Source organism: Pseudoalteromonas sp. DY56-GL22 (assembly GCF_041414715.1).
GTDB classification, from domain to species: Bacteria; Pseudomonadota; Gammaproteobacteria; order Enterobacterales; family Alteromonadaceae; genus Pseudoalteromonas; species Pseudoalteromonas simplex.
Genome location: NZ_JANHZR010000001.1, coordinates 195,634 through 213,688, shown reverse-complemented (window position 1 = coordinate 213,688; position 18,055 = coordinate 195,634). Strand labels below are relative to the sequence as shown.

General features: G+C 42.0%; 16 protein-coding genes. 13 read left to right on the top strand and 3 right to left on the bottom strand.

Annotation, left to right across the window (positions count from 1 at the left end; all coding sequences use genetic code 11):
• Window positions 1-26: 26 nt before the first annotated feature.
• From NO991_RS00915 to NO991_RS00875, 9 genes are all read left to right on the top strand, one after another.
• Window positions 27-857, top strand: coding sequence for an AraC family transcriptional regulator (locus tag NO991_RS00915; RefSeq protein ID WP_300358148.1), 831 nt, complete (start codon window positions 27-29; stop codon window positions 855-857).
• Between the two features lie 26 nt (window positions 858-883).
• Window positions 884-1,486 carry a LysE family translocator gene (locus tag NO991_RS00910; RefSeq protein ID WP_300358145.1) on the top strand — a complete coding sequence of 201 codons (603 nt, stop codon included), beginning with the start codon at window positions 884-886 and terminating at the stop codon, window positions 1,484-1,486.
• A gap of 62 nt (window positions 1,487-1,548) precedes the next feature.
• Window positions 1,549-2,256: an AraC family transcriptional regulator gene (locus NO991_RS00905; RefSeq protein WP_300358143.1), complete on the top strand. Its 708-nt coding sequence runs from the start codon at window positions 1,549-1,551 to the stop codon at window positions 2,254-2,256.
• 98 nt (window positions 2,257-2,354) lie between these two features.
• The gene (locus NO991_RS00900; protein WP_300542755.1) at window positions 2,355-3,275 is read left to right on the top strand and encodes a DMT family transporter; all 921 of its coding nucleotides are present in this window, start codon (window positions 2,355-2,357) and stop codon (window positions 3,273-3,275) included.
• Between the two features lies 1 nt (window position 3,276).
• On the top strand, window positions 3,277-3,690 hold the full coding sequence (locus tag NO991_RS00895) for an Rrf2 family transcriptional regulator (RefSeq protein WP_194441243.1): 414 nt from the start codon (window positions 3,277-3,279) through the stop codon (window positions 3,688-3,690).
• A 387-nt stretch (window positions 3,691-4,077) separates the two neighbouring features.
• Window positions 4,078-4,992 carry an alpha/beta hydrolase gene (locus tag NO991_RS00890; protein WP_138617873.1) on the top strand — a complete coding sequence of 305 codons (915 nt, stop codon included), beginning with the start codon at window positions 4,078-4,080 and terminating at the stop codon, window positions 4,990-4,992.
• Between the two features lie 59 nt (window positions 4,993-5,051).
• Complete coding sequence (locus NO991_RS00885) at window positions 5,052-5,987, top strand: alpha/beta hydrolase (RefSeq protein ID WP_367278477.1); 936 nt, start codon at window positions 5,052-5,054, stop codon at window positions 5,985-5,987.
• A 108-nt stretch (window positions 5,988-6,095) separates the two neighbouring features.
• Window positions 6,096-6,716 (top strand): flavodoxin, encoded by a 621-nt coding sequence (locus NO991_RS00880; RefSeq protein ID WP_300542751.1) that lies wholly within the window; start codon window positions 6,096-6,098, stop codon window positions 6,714-6,716.
• 15 nt (window positions 6,717-6,731) lie between these two features.
• Complete coding sequence (locus NO991_RS00875; RefSeq protein ID WP_300417664.1) at window positions 6,732-7,637, top strand: AraC family transcriptional regulator; 906 nt, start codon at window positions 6,732-6,734, stop codon at window positions 7,635-7,637.
• A gap of 38 nt (window positions 7,638-7,675) precedes the next feature.
• On the opposite strand, the gene yegQ is transcribed toward NO991_RS00875, so the two are convergent.
• The 3 genes from yegQ to NO991_RS00860 all read right to left on the bottom strand — a co-directional run bounded on the left by yegQ (window position 7,676) and on the right by NO991_RS00860 (window position 12,716).
• Window positions 7,676-9,061 carry a tRNA 5-hydroxyuridine modification protein YegQ gene (yegQ, locus tag NO991_RS00870; RefSeq protein ID WP_166338425.1) on the bottom strand — a complete coding sequence of 462 codons (1,386 nt, stop codon included), beginning with the start codon at window positions 9,059-9,061 and terminating at the stop codon, window positions 7,676-7,678.
• 413 nt (window positions 9,062-9,474) lie between these two features.
• Window positions 9,475-12,108: a hypothetical protein gene (locus tag NO991_RS00865; RefSeq protein WP_371351550.1), complete on the bottom strand. Its 2,634-nt coding sequence runs from the start codon at window positions 12,106-12,108 to the stop codon at window positions 9,475-9,477.
• Window positions 12,108-12,716 carry a hypothetical protein gene (locus NO991_RS00860; RefSeq protein WP_371351549.1) on the bottom strand — a complete coding sequence of 203 codons (609 nt, stop codon included), beginning with the start codon at window positions 12,714-12,716 and terminating at the stop codon, window positions 12,108-12,110. Before NO991_RS00860 ends, NO991_RS00865 begins: the two co-directional genes overlap by 1 nt.
• Before the next feature lie 819 nt (window positions 12,717-13,535).
• Here NO991_RS00860 and ndk point away from each other — a divergent pair.
• The 4 genes from ndk (at window position 13,536) to NO991_RS00840 (ending at window position 18,051) form a co-directional block, all read left to right on the top strand.
• Window positions 13,536-13,967, top strand: a complete 432-nt coding sequence (gene ndk, locus NO991_RS00855) for a nucleoside-diphosphate kinase (protein ID WP_036972405.1) — start codon at window positions 13,536-13,538, stop codon at window positions 13,965-13,967.
• A gap of 170 nt (window positions 13,968-14,137) precedes the next feature.
• Complete coding sequence (locus tag NO991_RS00850; RefSeq protein WP_054553528.1) at window positions 14,138-15,268, top strand: bifunctional tRNA (adenosine(37)-C2)-methyltransferase TrmG/ribosomal RNA large subunit methyltransferase RlmN; 1,131 nt, start codon at window positions 14,138-14,140, stop codon at window positions 15,266-15,268.
• Window positions 15,269-15,382: 114 nt separating this feature from the next.
• Entirely contained in the window at window positions 15,383-17,170 is a 1,788-nt protein-coding gene (pilW, locus tag NO991_RS00845) for a type IV pilus biogenesis/stability protein PilW (protein WP_371351548.1), read from the top strand.
• A complete protein-coding gene (locus tag NO991_RS00840; RefSeq protein WP_371351547.1) occupies window positions 17,167-18,051 on the top strand; it encodes a RodZ domain-containing protein in 885 nt (294 codons plus the stop codon). The genes pilW and NO991_RS00840 overlap by 4 nt, the downstream gene beginning before the upstream one ends.
• Window positions 18,052-18,055: the final 4 nt, after the last annotated feature.

Below are 18,055 nucleotides of genomic sequence, written 5' to 3'. Positions count from 1 at the left end.
GAAGCGCACACCCTTCAGGAGCACCTGTGAGCAAAGACAATCACTTTAAGTTCATTAACAACGAACAGCATCAGAGCATCTCGATGTTGACTGCGACTATGAGTGATTTTACCTATGCAAAACATGCTCACGAAGAGTATTCAATTGGTATTACTCTACAAGGGCGGCAAGATTTCTTTTGTCGTAATGCGTTTTATAAAAGCGTACCTGGCAATGTCATTTTGTTTAACCCTGAAGATATTCACGATGGTCACTCTGGCACTGAGCAAAACCTAGAGTATCTAATGCTTTATATTCATCCCGATGAATTTCAGCCGTTGTTCAAAGCGCTAGGGTATAAGCAAGACTGCACATTACGTATGGCAAACACCTTGTATGCTGATCCATTACTGCGTAATCAAGTGATTAATTTATCAATGCTTTTACAAACCAATAGCACCAGCAAAATAGAGCGAGAAGCTGCAGTATTGCAAATGGCGCAGTCTTTAGTCAGGCTCAACGGCAGTCTTGATTTGCCAACTTTAAGCACCCGAGTTGATAGCTTACTTCTGCGCGCAAAAGACTATATTTTGGCAAATATCGACAATGACATTGCTATTGATGACATTGCCCATGCTGCCACTATGTCGAAGTTTCATTTTATCCGCCGCTTTCGCGAGCACTTCGGTATTACTCCACATCAATATGTTTTGAACTGTCGTATTAATTATGCCCGTAGAGCGTTACAAGTTGGCCGCGATGCCACCAGCGTGGCGGTTGAATCTGGTTTTGCAGATGCCAGCCACCTCAATCGTAACTTCAAACGAGTATTTGGTATGACACCAAAACAATTTCAACTGCAATGGGCTCGAAGATAGAGCTAAATGACTGATTTGGAGCTGTTATGGCAGATATTTTTGCATATGCTATTGGCATTATGTACACCCCTGGGCCAATCAATTTACTCGGTTTAAGCAGTGGCTTAAATAAACAAACTCGTTCACACCTTGGGTTTTTTATCGGCGTGGGTAGCGCGATGTTTATCTTATTTGTGCTGCTTGGCTACCTTGGCTTACAAGTGATCAATCCGCAGTTTTTGCCTTATGTGAGCTTAATTGGTTGCGGCTATATTTTGTATATTGCTTGGAAGGTTGCAAAAGCAAAAGTACAGGTGAATGATACCTCAGCGGATGCCTCACTTAGCTTTTTCAATGGCCTGTTTATGCAGCTATTAAATCCAAAAGCCTTGGTGGCCACTTTGCCAATTGCTACGATTCAGTTCCCAAGCGCAGATATTACCGGCGCTGCAATCGTATTTTGGTCTCTTATTTTAGCCATTCTTGCCTTTGGTGCGCCTACAAGTTACTCGTTAGCGGGCTTAATGCTTGGCAAACAAGTATCACGGCCGGGTGTTTTTAATGTGTTTAATAAATTGATGGCTGTTTTGTTGGTTTATGTTGCGCTAATGATTGCCTACGAGCATGTGCTAACCCCGTTAATGGCCTAAAATTGATCATCCCTAGCAAACAGGCATAATAGCCTTATTCAGCAAACGGTTATCACAAAACGATGCAAGGCAATCTATCTATTCGTTCTTACAGTACTAAGCCTGTTAGTCATAGCCATGACTATCATCAACTTGTACTGCCCTTAAAAGGTGTGATTGCCATTAGTGTGGGTGATTTTCAAGGTAAAGTCGCTCCCGGTGAATGCGTGGTTGTCAAAGCCTCGCAAACACACCTGTTTACCGCAATGCCAGAAGCCCGATTTGTGGTGGCCGATATGCCAAAGCTACCAGATAACCTGGCCACTGCTGAGCGCTGCGTGTTTGCTATTAATCAATCACTTTGGGCATTTTTGCAGTTTGTGGCAAAGCAACTTGAGCAAGCGGTTAATCGTGAATTAGAACTTGCCATGTTTAACACCTTCGACTTGCTGTTAGCTGAGCAAATTATGCAGCCTAAGGTCGACAGCCGTATTAGCGAGGCACTGCTTTATATTGACAGTCACTTAGGTACTCCTCTTCATATCAAACACCTTGCCAGCATTGCCTGTTTAAGCCCTACGCAATTTAAGCTGCTGTTTAAGCAACAAACCGGATTAACTGTCATGAACTATGTAACTAAACAGCGAATGGAAAAAGCCCAAGCCTTACTCAGTCATACCGACTACCCGTTGCAGCGTATTAGTGAGTTAGTTGGTTACAATGAGCTTTCATCTTTTAGCCGTAGTTTTTCAAAGTACTTTGGCTTATCACCGAGTAAATTCAAAAAGTAACTTTAGTTTTTAACGCCAACAAAACCGTCCTTTTTGTCAAAAACCTTGCATCAATTTTGATTATGCTTTTGATATCTTAAATTTAAAGCGAATCATCAATGAACCATACCATCGCGACCATTGCCGTTTTAGTTGCCAGTGTGTTTTGGGGCACAACAGGCACAGCCGCAAGCTTTGCACCAAACATTAGCCCTTTTGCAATAGGTGCGTTTGCGATGGGGTTTGGCGGCGTATTACTTTGCTTAACCTCACTAACTCAGCTAATAAACAATGCAAGTACACTGCGTAAGCACTACCCCCTAACCCTACTTGGCTCAGCCTGTGTTGCTATTTATCCGCTGGCATTTTATACCTCGATGAATAGCGCTGGTGTGGCTATTGGCACTGTTGTTTCGATTGCCAGCGCCCCTTTATTTACCGTCTTATTAGAATACTTAATTGAGAAAAAGCCCATTACAACTCGCTGGCTAGTCAGCTTTTGCTTTGGTGCGATTGGCATTGGCTTAATCGCGTCAGGTAAAGAGCATAACCTTGCCGCTACGGGGCTGTTTAGCCAAAACATCGGCATTTTACTTGGCTTAATTGCAGGGCTTACCTATGCGGGCTATTCATGGGTTGCCAAACGCTTAATTAGCAACGGCGTTCATTCAAGAGCGACCATGGCAAGCTTATTTGGCGGCGCTGCATGTGTACTCTTGCCTTCGTTATTGATCACTGGAGATACGCTTTTTGCCACAGTTACCAATACCAGCGTGGCGCTTTACATGGCCATTGTGCCGATGTTTTTAGGTTATTGGCTATTTAGTATTGGCTTAAAAACCATCGCGGCTAGCCAAGCCGTGCTCATTACTTTACTTGAGCCGATTATCGCCACCGTACTGGCTATTGTGATTTTAAATGAGCAATTTCAGCAAATTGGCTGGCTTGGAATTAGTTTAGTGAGCGTTAGTTTGGTAATTCAAACGGTCAATATTAAGCAGTTCGTGATACACTGCAAAAAACGCATATTGACGACTTAAGATGAGAAAAGACAGCCGATTATCACGGGTTTTGCATGTGCTGATCCATTTAGACAGTTACAGCCACCCTATTACATCAGAGACATTAGCAAACATGTTAATGACCAACCCTGTGGTCGTGCGCCGTACAATGGCGTTACTGCGCCAAGCAGGTTATGTGTCGGCAATCAAAGGCCACAATGGCGGCTGGCTACTGGCCACTCCCTTAACAGACATCACTTTATTTGATATTCACCAAGCGCTTGGCGAAAAGAACCTGTTTGTAATTGGTCTAACCGATGAGCACAGCAACTGCCCTATCGAACATGCAGTTAACAGCGCCCTGCAAAACGCAATGGACGATGCAGAAGCCCTGTTATTAAAACGTTTTGCTGAAGTGTCGCTTGCAGAGCTTGCCAGTCAATTTAAAAAATAAGCGTCGTTACACTGCCTATTAATTGGCTTACGGCAATAAAAATAGGCAATCACAGCCTAATTAAGAGCCTTATACTTATAAAGCAAGCGGTATTTCGATTTTAGAAATAAAATCCCATCACTGTCATCATGTAGAGCAAGCACTCTAAACACCCTACAAACCCGACCATTTCAAGCAATTAAGTAAATTCCCAATCTATCCTGGTCATTTTCCGATTGCCTGCCATAGTGCTTTTTCGGCATTTTAGACAAACACCCTGTCATTTTAGGCAAACATTCGTTTCAGCCCACTCCTATACTTAATCTCAATCAAGGACGCAAAGCAAACAGCTCTGCAATCGAGAATAGTCTCTGTCCTTACTTATTAACCCAAAGAGGATTTACGCTCATGAACAAAGTTACTTTTCCAAACACGAACGGTTTAGATATTACTATCGCGGGCTTATTAAATTTACCTGCTGATTTTGATGAAACAAAAACATACCCAGCCGTTGTCGTATCGCACCCAGGTGGTGGTGTTAAAGAGCAAACAGCAGGGACTTACGCACGTAAACTAGCTGAGCAAGGTTTTGTCGCTATTGCATACGATGCATCTTACCAAGGTGAAAGCACAGGCGAGCCACGCCAACTTGAAAACCCACATGTTCGTACCGAGGATGTGAGTGCAGTAATCGATTACTTAACGACCTTACCTTATGTAGACAATGATCGCATTGGCGCAATGGGGATCTGTGCGGGTGCAGGTTACACCGCAAATGCTGCAATTAACGACCGCCGTATTAAAGCCGTTGGCACAGTCAGCATGGTAAATATTGGCCAAATGTTCCGTAATGGCTGGGATAACAATGTAAAAGACAGCGACGCTATCCCATATATCCAAGCTGGCTCTGATTCTCGCACATCGGATGCAAGTGGTAACGAGATTGCGACCATCCCAATGGCACCACTTAAAGAAGAAGATGCACCAAACGAAGAGCTTCGCCAAGCGTGGGAATACTACCACACAGACCGCGCAGCTTATTGCACTGCACCGGGTTTTGCGACTGCACGCAGCTTAAATCAAATCATCACTTATGATGCATTCTTTAAAGCTGAAGCATTTTTAACGCAACCATTACTGACCGTCGTCGGCAGCAATGCAGGCAGCAAGTGGATGAGCGATGACCTAATGGCGCGCGCAGCATCAAGCAGCAAAAAAATGTACATCGTTGAAGGTGCGAACCACATGGACCTATACGATGGCGAAAGTGAAATCACTGAAGCAATCAGCGTATTAGCCCCTTTCTTTACAAGCAATCTGTAATTATTAATCCGTATGAGCCCAAACAGGGCTCATACCTAAACGGTATTTAGGAGAAAAATATGAACATTCAAACAGTTAGTATTCAAAACCACGATATGGCTTGGGCTATCTCAGCACTTGTTTTAACACCTGCTAATTTTGATGAGTCAAAAACCTACCCAACCATGATCAGTGTTCACCCATTTGGTAGCTGTAAAGAACAAACCTCAAGTAGTGTATATGGTAAAGCACTTGCTGAAGCGGGTTATGTGGTTATTGCCTTCGATGCCAGCTATCAAGGTCAATCTGGCGGTACACCTCGCTTTATTGAAAATCCATCACAACGTGTTGAAGATATTAGCCATGTTATTGATTATGCGGTGACACTGCCTTATGTCGATAACGAGCGCATTGGTAGCATTGGGGTATGTGGTGGGGGTGCTTATGTATTTAACTCTGCACTGACTGAAAAACGCGTAAAAGCCGTGGTCGGCATTACGCCGGTTAATTTAGGTCGTCTATTTAGAGAAGCATTCACCGAGTTTAACCCGCTTGGCGCACTTGAAGCGATGGCGGCACAACGAACTGCTGAAGCACTTGGTGGTGATTTACAAGTTAACGAATTACTCCCACCAAGCATTGAGTTTGCCCGCGACAATGGCCTGACTGAACGTGATGTTTTCGAAGCGACTGATTACTACAAAACATCGCGTGGTCAAAGTGAAGGTGGCGCAACACGTATGTTATTTTCTCATGCACAAAAAACTCTCACTTGGGACGCCTTCGCATTTGCCGAAACATTAATGACCCAACCTATGATGGCTGTAATTGGTCAAAAAGTAGGGGCATTTGGTGCATACCGTGACGGTAAAGAAATTTACGGAAAATCATTTGCATCAAAAGACCGACAACTCGTTGAACTAGAAGAATGGTCGCACTATGACCTGTACGATAAGCCTGAGCCAGTTGCGCTAGCGATGCAGCAGATACTGCCTTTTTTAACCAAGCATTTATAAAAAGGCACTTGTAAGCTGAGCATGCATAAAGCAAAGAAGTTAGGCCTCATGCTTGGCCTAACTTACTTTTGTTGTTGATTTGAATTTGCGATTTTAGGAGTTAACAGAATGATTAAATGGCTATTTATAATACTCGCAGTGGTCGTATTAGGGCTTTTATCTCTTGCCATTTGGGTCACACAAACAGAAAAATCACAGCATGCTAAAAACAGCTTACGTCTACAAAATGCTGAGCCGAAAATCACGCTTGATGCCAAAACAGCCGTCGTGGTTTTTTCTCGCTCTGGGAATACTGGGGTTTTAGCAGATCACATAGCGCAAAAGCATAACGCGGAGCTGTTTGAGATAACGGCTACCGATTACGAACTAGGTATTCCTGGTTGGATAGCCGCTCTTAATGATGCCAGAAGCAACGTAGCAACAATTACCCCGAGCAATATTAACCTTGAGAAGTACCACACCATTTATTTAGGCTCGCCTATTTGGCTATACAGCCCTGCCCCACCGATATGGCAGTTTGCAAAAAATAATGACTTTTCAGGTAAAAATGTGATTTTATTTAATACCTTTAATAGTAAGTTCGAACAGCATTTTATTGATGATTTTGAAAAACTAGTTCGGGCAAATGGCGCAAAAACGTTTTCTCACAGGTACGTGAATCGTGGCCGTATGGGCTCTCAAATTAGTAGCCAAGATATGCTTGATAAATTTGACAGCCAAGATAACTAACCGTGAGTTTTAAACATGATAGACACCAACCATCAAGAAATTGCTAAACCACTCGCGCAAAAAATTATGTTATTCGCTAATAAAGCGGGTGATATTACCTCTCATACGCCAGAGCTCACATTACATATTCGTCACGCCCCAACCGACCCCTTGCATTGTATTTACACATTAAGCCTTGCGGTGGTGCTGCAAGGTGCAAAAATGCTTTCAGTCGAAAACAGTGTCCTGCCCTGCGCTGGTGGGCAAACCATGTTAACAACTTTCGACTTACCTGTGGTATCCCATGTGACCGAAGCAACACGCCACCAGCCATTTGTTGCCATGGTGCTAAAACTTGATTACAACTTAATTTTGCAAACAGCCGCAGAACTTAAACTGCCAAAACAATCACGCAACGAAACGTTTGCGCCGATTTCTATTCATAATATCGATGCAGGACTCACTGATGCACTCACTCGGTTATTTGAGCTTGAATATAACCCTGCACTTCGCGACGGCTTACAGCCATTACTCATGAAAGAAATTGTTATTCGCCTTTTACAGGGACCTCACGGGCCTCACCTTAGAAAACTGGCATCAGAGGGGTCACCAAGTAGTCATATTGTCAGAGTTGTGAGCTGGCTTAAAACCAACTTTATGCGCCCAGTACAAATTGACGAGTTAGCAAAACAAGCGCATATGAGCTCATCAACATTTCGCCAGCACTTTAAAACCATTACTGGCACCAGCCCATTGCAGTATTTAAAAACCTTACGCTTACAAGAGGCTCGCGATCAAATGCTGATCAATGGTCTTGATGCTGGTCAAGCAAGTGGTGTGGTTGGTTACGAAAGCCCTTCGCAATTTAGTCGCGAGTACAGCCGTTTATTTGGCCTGCCACCGCAAAAAGATATGCAAAGGCTAAGGCAACAACAGTTATAAGAGATAATTGCGCTAAGTATGACTTAGCGCATCTTCTATTAAGCTTTATTAAATGGGTTACGGGTATCTTGGTCGGCATCGAGATTCCGCATCAAAATTGCGTGCTCTAAATCGATATCTTCTGGTAGAGGGATTTTAACAATATGGCCCGAACCTTTTGCATCGCTAATGGCTTCGCCTTTTTTGTTTTCCATAAAGTCTAGCTTGAAGTTAATATTCCCTTTTGGTGTCATTAATTCTAATGAATGACCAGTACAGAACTTATTCTTCACATCAATTTCAACTAAGCCATTATCGTTGCGGCCTAATACTTCACCCACAAACTGCTGTTTATCTGACACCGAATGACCGTATTCATAGTTTTGATAGTCTTGATGTGCGTGGCGCTTTAAAAATCCTTCGGTATAACCACGGTGCGCTAAGTTTTCGAGGGTTTTAAATAAGTTTGCGTCAAATGGACGACCAGCAACGGCATCATCAATGGCTTTACGATACACTTGCGCAGTACGTGCAACATAGTAGAAAGACTTAGTGCGGCCTTCAATTTTTAAACTATGCACGCCCATTTTCGTTAGTTGATCAACATATTGAACTGCACGTAAATCTTTTGAGTTCATTATGTAAGTACCATGCTCGTCTTCAAAAGCAGGCATATACTCACCAGGACGGCCCTGCTCTTCAAGCATAAATACTTCGTTACTTGGGACACCATCTCCTAGAGTTGGGATCACCGCTTTAGGGTCGATTTTATGTACCATTTCGCCGGTTTCATTTTCGGTGCCTGGTTTCACATCGTAGTTCCAACGACATGCATTAGTGCACGTTCCTTGGTTTGGATCGCGTTTATTAATATAACCCGATAACAAACAACGGCCAGAATATGCCATGCAAAGTGCACCGTGAACAAACACTTCAAGTTCTGTATTTGGACATAGTTCACGAATTTCAGCGATTTCTTCAAGCGACAATTCGCGCGATAAAATGACTCGTTCAATACCCTGCTGAGCCCAAAAGTTCACTGTGGCATAGTTTACCGCATTGGCCTGCACAGATAAGTGAATAGGCATATCTGGCCATTTTTCACGCACTAGCATAATTAGGCCTGGATCAGACATGATCAGCGCATCTGGCTGCATTTCAATGACTGGCTCAATGTCGCGTAAATACGATTTTACCTTGGCATTGTGAGGAGCAATGTTCGACACTACATACAATTTTTTATTTTGCGCATGGGCTTCGTTAATACCGATTTGCAGGTTATCTAGGTCAAACTCATTGTTACGAACACGAAGGCTATAACGAGGTTGGCCAGCGTAAACGGCATCTGCACCATAGGCAAAGGCATAACGCATATTCTTTAAACTACCCGCAGGTGATAACAACTCAGGCGTAAAAGGACGAGGGGTCAAAATAGGTGACGACATGAAAGCTCCACACATCGAACCGAGTACAAGTCGGTTGCATGAATTAATACGATAATGAAGCGCGGCAGTATAATAACCTGCCCAGTAATTTTATTGATCTAGATCATGCTTGATAGAAACTTAGCAAACCAGCTGTGAGCCTATAAAAAGAAAAAAGGTGACCAATCCTATGGCCACCTTTTTAGATCAAACTCAATTAACTATCCAGGGTAATTGGTTTGGAATTGCTAATAATATCACTTAACCATCACTTTCTATTAGGTAATTTTGCTATATGAAGAAAGCAAAACTCTCAATACAAGCTGTTAGTATATTTGTAACTTATTAAAATTTATCACATATTTATGACACTGATATGAAAAAAGCTCATAAAATATTTATGAGCCTTTGGCAACTAATACAGTAATTAAAGGCTATGTATCTAAGTGTGCACAGCGGCCAAACTTGGCACCAGCTTTAACAGCTTTAACCACTTGCTTAGGAAAACTAAGCTCACGATCTTGCCCTTTATCACACACAAAGGCCTTATTTGCATCAACCTCAATGGTTAATGGTGTAGGCAAACCTACAACCCCGGCCATCATTTCAGAACCATCACTGCTTACGCCAAAAATACCATTAGTCATCAAGTTAGTTGCTTCTACAACACCTTGTTTAGTGAAGAACTCTTCCCCAGTCATCCATCCTAATCCGTCAATATAAATCGTTGCCCCTGCAGGCATACCATTAATTAACACACGACCAGTTATGACCGACAAATCATCATTCGCATCCAAAACCATATTTAGTGGTAAGCCTGCGGTTTGAACGATATCTTCGTGGGTTTGATTAAATGGTGATGCGCATAAATTATTATTAAAGTAAAAATACGGTACATCCTCACACCAGCGTAAACCACCTAACAAGGTTACTTCATCTGTTACGGTATTCCACACTTTAACGCCTTCACCGAAGGCACTACGACCAAACCCCCTTTGTGTACCAAAGGCGACAAGCTCACCATCAACTGAGATCACCGATGAATTTAACGCTCCAAACTCTTTGTAAGTATCACGTAATTTTCCATCCACCCAAGCGAGCTGTGAGTTATTATTATTACCAGATCCTGTCACAGTGCGGCCATTACCAGATACGCGATCGGCACGTACCCACGCTTCAGTTCGTTCACCATTGATCAAAGCTTGTACTGTTCCATAACTACTAGGAATGAACTCTATACCATCTGTTAATAAAGTTGCCTTTCCTGTTTTTGTATTCCATACAGTGGGCACGCCATACGAACTGGCTCCTTCACCAACAGCACACTCATCCCCGCCAGCATTAGGTTTTCGAGAGTTACCAACTACCTTGTGGCCCAGATCATCCATATCCCAAATAGAGTGCGAGCTTACGCCTTGCTGGCCACCTAAAGAGCAGGTGTTATTGGTTGGATCTTCAAGTTCAATTAATTTATTTGAGCGAATATCCCAAACAGCACCTTGGCCTACACCATCATTATCAAGATCTGCAATCACAGCCGCTTTGGTTGCATTTTTGTTCATTGCCGCGTTGGTGGCAGACAAAACCGCGTAACCCTCTGGCGTCGTTAATGTCTCAAAAGTATTATGATTGCTATCATAAACAAACGGCGTGCCTCCCTGCGTTGTACCAAACGCCCTTTTACCATTTTTTGCATGATCACTTACCCATGCAGAAACTAAAGGCGTATATTGAATGCCATCATTATAGCCATTGAAATACATAGCGACTTCTTTAGTTTCACCTCCTGCAACGACGATAGGTGTCATGTTGCAAGCATCATCCAGTGCTGGAGAACTGCTTTCGCCTTCATTCCAATATTCATTCACGGAAATAATATCGGTAGGTGTCGTTGGGTAGCCGCCAGCTCTAATTGGGTCCATGTAAAGTGCGTAACGCCCACCAGGCGTCAAACCATTAATTGTAAAAGAACCGTCTGGGCCAATACGACCTTGAGTTAAATTACCACTTTGTTGAGTGATCACATCGTACAAAGGATTATCAAGATTACGTGCAACCATATTCATACCTGAATATTCAACGCCTTCTTTTGTAAATAGCTTTCCTTTTATAGTTCCATACTCACTGAGATAACTTGCGCTTGGGTATAAATCAGAGATATTTACAATGTCATCTCGAACATTAACTGTTCCCTGCTCTTGTCCTTCAATGCTGCGAACATTAATAAAAGGAAACATTGTTTCAATACTATCAGTCGGTGCTTGACCACGACCGGTGTAAGCTGTTGTTCCCGTACAGCCTGCAACACCATCGTGCATTTGATACCATGGCGTTGCAATATAGGTAAAATGACCATTTGCTTGAGAGTGAGACATATTCATCGCGTGGCCAAACTCATGGGTGAACACACCTTGTACCATCTTCCCTTCTGTATCATTAATATCGATATACCAACCATTCATTAAAGCCGTTGCTTCAGTAATTTCACCGGTTTCTTCATCAGCCCATTCAGGAAAAGCAATACCTAGTACTTGGTCGCGTGGAATACCAAAATAATTTTCTAAGATAGCACCATCAGTGTCGTAGTTAACCCAAAAACCATAACCGTTTTCTGCATTATAAATCTGGTCTACATTCGATGCATTGACATCGCGGATCCCTGTTTGACTTTCTATCGTACCCGCCACAGACATTGTTAGGGTCGATGTTTCAACATTTGACCACTGCGCAACAGCCTCTGCTGTTACGGCATTAGCTTGTGCAATTGTCAAAAAAGTATAATCACGCTCTAACGCTACATCTTTGGGCAACACAGTGCCATCAGGCAATGTGATATCGACATTAAAGATTGTTCCCTTCTCTAAAACAGTAAATGACTGAACATCTTTCCCATTCTTATCTTTAATTAGTTGCCCCCCATCAGTCCAAACTGGAATGTCACCTTTTGAGGTATCCCATTTATAAGGTTGCATGGTTTTATCATGAATATATAAAGGCCCACCTGCTAATGCAGTTGTAGAAAGCGATGCCAATGCAATACTTGCAGCAAGTTTCGTAAATCTCATCATTATTTTTCTCCCGCTAATTTGCCAACTAAGTGCATAAATTCATCCACGTTTATGTTTTGAGGGTTAGTCAGCATATTACGCTCTTCATGCGAAAAATTAGCAGTGTCCATGCCTTCAAATAATCCACTATTCGCAAACTGGTTAAGAACCTTGCCATCACGAACAATAAACTTACCTTGCGCCATGCCAGCCGTTGTTTGAAAACCAGTAATAGATGCTGGTTTATACATAAACGCAATGACATTTTCTCCTTCATGCCATTTTGCAAAGCCATCAGGGGTTACCCCCAGATACACCTTGCCATTACCCATTGAGCGAGGCTTGATTAGGCCAAACTGACGGAAGGTGTAATTTGAATCGTCTTTTAACTTACCTTTAGCATCTGACGAAACCTGAATAGTCACTTCGGTATAGGGACGGTTGTTGTCAAAACCATCGGTTACGCTTACTACCTGCCCGGCAATAATGCTCTGTGAAACAACGGCCATCTCTTGTAAGTTTTGTTGTTTTAGTTTCATAGCATTGGCTGCTGGGCTCAAAGTTAGCATGCTGCCAAGTGCAAAAGCTGACGCGCATGACAACTTAGAAAGTGCACTGCGTAGTTTCATTATTCTCTCCTTTATTATTCGAATGAAAATAAGACTTTTTGTTTATAAAAAACCCAATTGCTAATATTTTATGATTGAATAAGTTCAAGAATTCACGAAAAACTATGTAGCGTTTTGCACACCTAAATTTAACATTTGAGTTACAACTTAGTTGTTGCTATTTCTCACAAACAAGATAGGCTAAAGATCCAATGAAATTATATACTATTAATTTTCAACAATTTAAAACGAAATAGTTTATCATTAGCAATTAGATAAGCCGCGTAAAGTGAACAAGAGGTTAACGGAATAAGTTGGTGTTTTTACACTTTTTAGATGTATTATGCAGAGGGGTGAATTACTACTAATTAGCTTAGCTAGGTGAGCTAATTGTAAGCGAGTAGAGATTAGGTATGTCAGCAGAGAAGCCCCCGCGACAATAGCTGATTAATAGCGATTTAAAAAATATGACTACTTCCAACTTCAGGAACTTGGTTAGGTTTAGTTCAATAAATATAGGGGCTGTAATGGGTAATACGCTTGCGAAGTCCTCTACACATGCATAGTTGCCATCACTGTAATAATCAAAATCATTAACAAACACTTCTGTGATATCAAACACGCTATGTATACTCGTAACCACGCTGAGTTCATTGTGGAAACAAGTGCTTAACTGTAAAAGGTGTTCGCATTTTATACTCGTTTTGCTGAACATTTTTAGATTCATGAAAATGCCATCAAATGACTATTTAATTAAATTAGGAATTTTCACGTAAAGCGCGTATAATTCGCGCCCGTTAATATTTAACCTTTTAAATTTAAAATTATTGGAGCATAAAGATGGCTTTAGAGCGTACTTTTTCAATCGTAAAACCTGATGCAGTTGCTAAAAACCACATCGGTGCTATCTACAACCGTTTCGAAACTGCGGGTCTTAAAATCGTTGCAGCTAAAATGGTTCACCTTTCAAAAGAAAAAGCTGAAGGTTTCTACGCTGAGCACAGCGAGCGTCCTTTCTTCGGTGCTTTAGTTGAGTTCATGACATCTGGTCCAGTAATGGTTACTGTTCTTGAAGGTGAGAACGCAGTACTTAAAAACCGTGAAATCATGGGTGCTACTAACCCTGCTGAAGCACTAGCTGGTACTTTACGTGCTGACTACGCAGACAGCATCGACGAAAATGCTGTTCACGGTTCTGACGCTGTTGAATCAGCTGCACGTGAAATCGCATACTTCTTCGCTGACGAAGAAATCTGCCCACGTACTCGTTAATTTCGAGTTCACAGCTAAGTCTGTGATGCAGAAGAAAAAGGGCTTTCGGGCCCTTTTTTAGTCATTAGCTAAGCCCATTGTAAATCTGTTTAGCTAATGACTAAGTCGATTAAATAATGTACAATCGCGCACCCAAACTACTTACCACCGTCACTGATTGAGGTTGTTTCATGACCACTGAAAAAAAGATTAATTTATTAGATTTAAACCGAGATGCAATGCGTGAGCTTTTTGTATCATTCGGTGAAAAGCCATTCCGTGGCGATCAGGTGATGAAATGGATTTATCATTTTGGCGTAGACAATTTTGACGACATGACAAACGTCAACAAAAAGCTGAAAGAAAAGCTAAAAGCTGAATGTGAAATTGTTGCTCCTGAGATCTCAGTTAAACAAGTAGCGACTGATGGCACTATTAAATACGCCCTGATGCTACAAGGTGGCCAAGAAGTAGAAGCTGTTTGGATCCCAGAAAAAGACCGTGCAACTTTATGTGTATCTTCACAGGTAGGTTGTGCCCTTGAATGTACCTTCTGCTCTACGGCTCAACAAGGCTTTAACCGAAACTTAGCGGTGTCTGAGATCATCGGCCAAGTTTGGCGTGTCGCGAAAGATATTGGTTTAGACGGCGACAGCACTAAACGCCCTGTAACTAACGTTGTAATGATGGGTATGGGTGAGCCATTACTTAACCTTAAAAACGTCGTACCAGCAATGGAACTTATGATGGACGATTGGGGTTTTGGTTTATCAAAACGTCGCGTTACATTAAGTACCTCAGGTGTGGTTCCTGCGCTTGATCTATTAAAAGAGAAGATTGACGTAGCATTGGCTATTTCACTGCATGCGCCAAACAATGAGCTGCGAGATGTACTAGTACCAATTAATAAAAAGTACCCAATTGAAGAGTTTTTAGCCGCATGTCGTCGATATATCGATGGTTCTAAAGCAAACAAAGATGTGACTATCGAATACGTTATGCTACAAGGTGTGAACGACAGTACCGACCAAGCCCACGAATTGGTTAAAACACTTAAAGGTACACCTTCAAAAGTGAACCTGATCCCGTTTAATCCATTCCCGGGTAATGAATATGGCCGTTCGAGTAACAGCCGTATCGACCGCTTCTCTAAAGTATTACAAGCAGCAGGTATTACCTGTATCGTTCGCCGTACTCGTGGTGATGATATTGATGCAGCTTGTGGTCAATTAGTGGGTGATGTCGTTGACCGTACTAAACGTTTAGCGAAAAAGAAAATGCGCGAAGATAACGCAATTGCGGTAAACATTCACCAAGCATAAGCGTAACTTTTGAAGTTAAGCCTTTGTGGCAAACTCGTTATTTTTAAAATAATAGATGCAACACAAAGGCTTTTCGGTAAGATAGGCATACGGAATCAAAGAAGAGATTAGGTAATGCGTTCTATACTTGCCATTACTGTTAGTGCATTTGCATTAACAGGGTGTGTTACAGAAAACAGCTACGAAGGTAGCGACAGACCCGTTGTTGAAAAACAAGTTAACAATACCGGTGCTGCCCGTACCCGTATCGCCCTTGCGTTACAGTACTTAAAAACAGGCAATAACTCACAAGCAAAATATAATTTAGAACGCGCCGCAGATTTTGCACCTGACCTCCCTGAAGTTCATTACTCTTTAGCTTATTACTATCAACAGGTTGATGAACCAGAACTTGCCGATAAAGCCTATCAGCGCGCATTGAAAATTGCCCCTAATGATCCAAACACCTTAAACAATTATGGTGTATTTTTGTGTGGCATTGGTGAGTATGACCGCGCTGCAGAAGAGCTTCTTAAAGCGATTTCAATTCCTAGCTATATCCGTGTAGCTGAAAGTTACGAAAACTTAGCTTTATGTGCGATTGAATTTGATGACTTTGAAAATGCGGAAAAATACCTAAAATCAGCACTTAATCACAGCTCGCAGCGCCCTTCTTCAATGATAAGCTTGGCTGGTTTGTATTACGCAAAAAGCGATCTACATAAAGCTGAAGATATCATTGAAAAATATGAATCAACAGGCCGCGTAACACCTCGTGCACTTATGCTCAGCTATCTTATCCAGCAACGTATGGGACACATAGAAAAAGCCGAAGCAACTGCAGGTATCATTTTACAAACTTACCCCGGCTCAAACGAAGCTAAAGCCATTTCTTCTGGGCAGGTTAAACGTTCAGAGTTTGAAATATTACGAGAAAAATATCGTCAAGCTCAACTCGAAGAGCTCCAGATTTCAAGCGATAACTCATCGGTTAGCAAAGACCAACCAAAGATCCGAATCGTAAAAAGAAAAGCCCCAACAAAGGCGAATGAAACAGTAATTGTAGATAAGACAGATGTACAAACTTCTAATGCAAAAGAAGTATATGCTACGAATCAGCAAAAGTCAGAAGTGCCTGCAATTAATGAACAAGAAACTGTCGAATCAACCCAATCTGTTGCAAACATGCCAGCCCTAGTTGTAGAGCAAGCAAAGATTCAGCCCGAAGCTTCGGGTTTTAAGACTGAGTCGTCAAAAAAAATAGCATCAACTCCAACTAAGCCTGTCGATACTGAAGCTGTTGTTAATGCGCTTGCGATAAAAACACCAGAACAAAAGAAAAGTATATCAACACCTAAAGCAGCTAACGATGAAGTCACTATTGTTTCTTTTGGGGCTCCCACATCTCCTGAAATTAAGCAACAAACTTCGACTTCTGCAAAAGCTGTCAGCAAAAATGAAAGCACAGTGATATTTTATCAGCCTGAAAAAGATGAAAGTGTCTTTGGCGAAGAATCCAACCATGCAGGCCAAACGAGTCAAACCTCGTACTCAGTGACTTCTGAACAAATACAATTACCCATGCTCAACCCACGTGTACCTGCGCTGAATATCCCCTACCATATTATTGAAAATGGTGAAAACCTATTTAGCATTTCAGTGCGATACAATGTTAAACTACAGAAGATTTTGCTGTGGAATGGCTTAAAAGAATCGGATCGCGTACAAAACGGTACTCGCATCTATTTAAATGATCCGAATATTTACCACGACATTAATGCTGGTGATACTTTGTACGACATTGCCACGCAGCATAGCGTATTAATCGATCAATTAATGCGCTGGAACAAATTGAGCCCAGATGTTGCCCTTAAGCCTGGGCATAGACTTTTATTGGTAGATCCAGACTCATACGCATTATGAATGAAGAAAACAATTTAGAACAACCACAAGAAACGCTCGGCCAGGCGCTAAAAAAACGCCGCGAAGATGCAGGAATGAGCCTTGAGCAGCTTGCTGGTGCATTAAAATTATCAGTTTTACAATTACAACGATTAGAAAACGACGAACATGAGTTACTAGGCCCTGCAACCTTCGTAAAAGGTTATATCAGAAGCTATTGTCGCGAGCTAAAAATAGATAGCCAAGCCATGCTTGAATTGTTACCTGAGCATGTTGAGCCAGCTAAAAAATCTAATATGCAGAGCTTCTCTCGTCGCACCGAAAAAGAAGCAAACGATAGCCGTTTAATGCTGTTCAGTTATTTTATTTTAGCTGTCATTATAGGCTCATCGGTCGTTTGGTGGTGGCAAAATAGTAATCAAAGTATCGAAGAGCCGGTAACGACGGCGATGCCAAATCAGCTTGAAAGCAATGAGCTAACCACTAATTTAGCAGACGAAGCGCCAGTTGAAGAAACAGTTCAATTGCCTACAGAAGACAAAGAAGTTATTGAGCCACAAGAAACTGTGCCAACAACTAACAACGAAGCAGCAAATCAGGCTGCATCACAAAACCAATTAACTGCTCAGCCGCAAACCAAAAAAGCTGATCCTGAGCACAGCGAAGTGGTGATGCACTTCAATGAAGATAGCTGGGTAGAGATTCACGATGGCAACGGCGATCGTATTGCTTTTGGTGTTAAAAAAGCAGGTTACGTTATGACAGTAACCGGCCCACAGCCGTTTAGTGTGGTGCTTGGCAAACACCAAGTAGTCGATATTACTTTTCAAGGTCAAGCCGTCGATACCTCACATTTTGCCAAAAATCGCTTAGCTAAATTTACTTTACCGTTATCAGAGTAACCGC

Bases quoted from the DNA above. Each gene is read 5' to 3' on its own strand.
- NO991_RS00910 (WP_300358145.1), top strand. From the start codon at position 884: ATGGCAGATATTTTTGCATATGCTATTGGCATTATGTACACCCCTGGG.
- NO991_RS00850 (WP_054553528.1), top strand. From the start codon at position 14,138: ATGACCACTGAAAAAAAGATTAATTTATTAGATTTAAACCGAGATGCA.
- NO991_RS00900 (WP_300542755.1), top strand. From the start codon at position 2,355: ATGAACCATACCATCGCGACCATTGCCGTTTTAGTTGCCAGTGTGTTT.
- NO991_RS00865 (WP_371351550.1), bottom strand. From the start codon at position 12,108: ATGATGAGATTTACGAAACTTGCTGCAAGTATTGCATTGGCATCGCTT.
- NO991_RS00875 (WP_300417664.1), top strand. From the start codon at position 6,732: ATGATAGACACCAACCATCAAGAAATTGCTAAACCACTCGCGCAAAAA.
- NO991_RS00880 (WP_300542751.1), top strand. From the start codon at position 6,096: ATGATTAAATGGCTATTTATAATACTCGCAGTGGTCGTATTAGGGCTT.
- NO991_RS00895 (WP_194441243.1), top strand. From the start codon at position 3,277: ATGAGAAAAGACAGCCGATTATCACGGGTTTTGCATGTGCTGATCCAT.
- NO991_RS00860 (WP_371351549.1), bottom strand. From the start codon at position 12,716: ATGAAACTACGCAGTGCACTTTCTAAGTTGTCATGCGCGTCAGCTTTT.
- NO991_RS00840 (WP_371351547.1), top strand. From the start codon at position 17,167: ATGAATGAAGAAAACAATTTAGAACAACCACAAGAAACGCTCGGCCAG.
- NO991_RS00885 (WP_367278477.1), top strand. From the start codon at position 5,052: ATGAACATTCAAACAGTTAGTATTCAAAACCACGATATGGCTTGGGCT.
- NO991_RS00905 (WP_300358143.1), top strand. From the start codon at position 1,549: ATGCAAGGCAATCTATCTATTCGTTCTTACAGTACTAAGCCTGTTAGT.
- yegQ (WP_166338425.1), bottom strand. From the start codon at position 9,061: ATGTCGTCACCTATTTTGACCCCTCGTCCTTTTACGCCTGAGTTGTTA.
- pilW (WP_371351548.1), top strand. From the start codon at position 15,383: ATGCGTTCTATACTTGCCATTACTGTTAGTGCATTTGCATTAACAGGG.
- NO991_RS00890 (WP_138617873.1), top strand. From the start codon at position 4,078: ATGAACAAAGTTACTTTTCCAAACACGAACGGTTTAGATATTACTATC.
- ndk (WP_036972405.1), top strand. From the start codon at position 13,536: ATGGCTTTAGAGCGTACTTTTTCAATCGTAAAACCTGATGCAGTTGCT.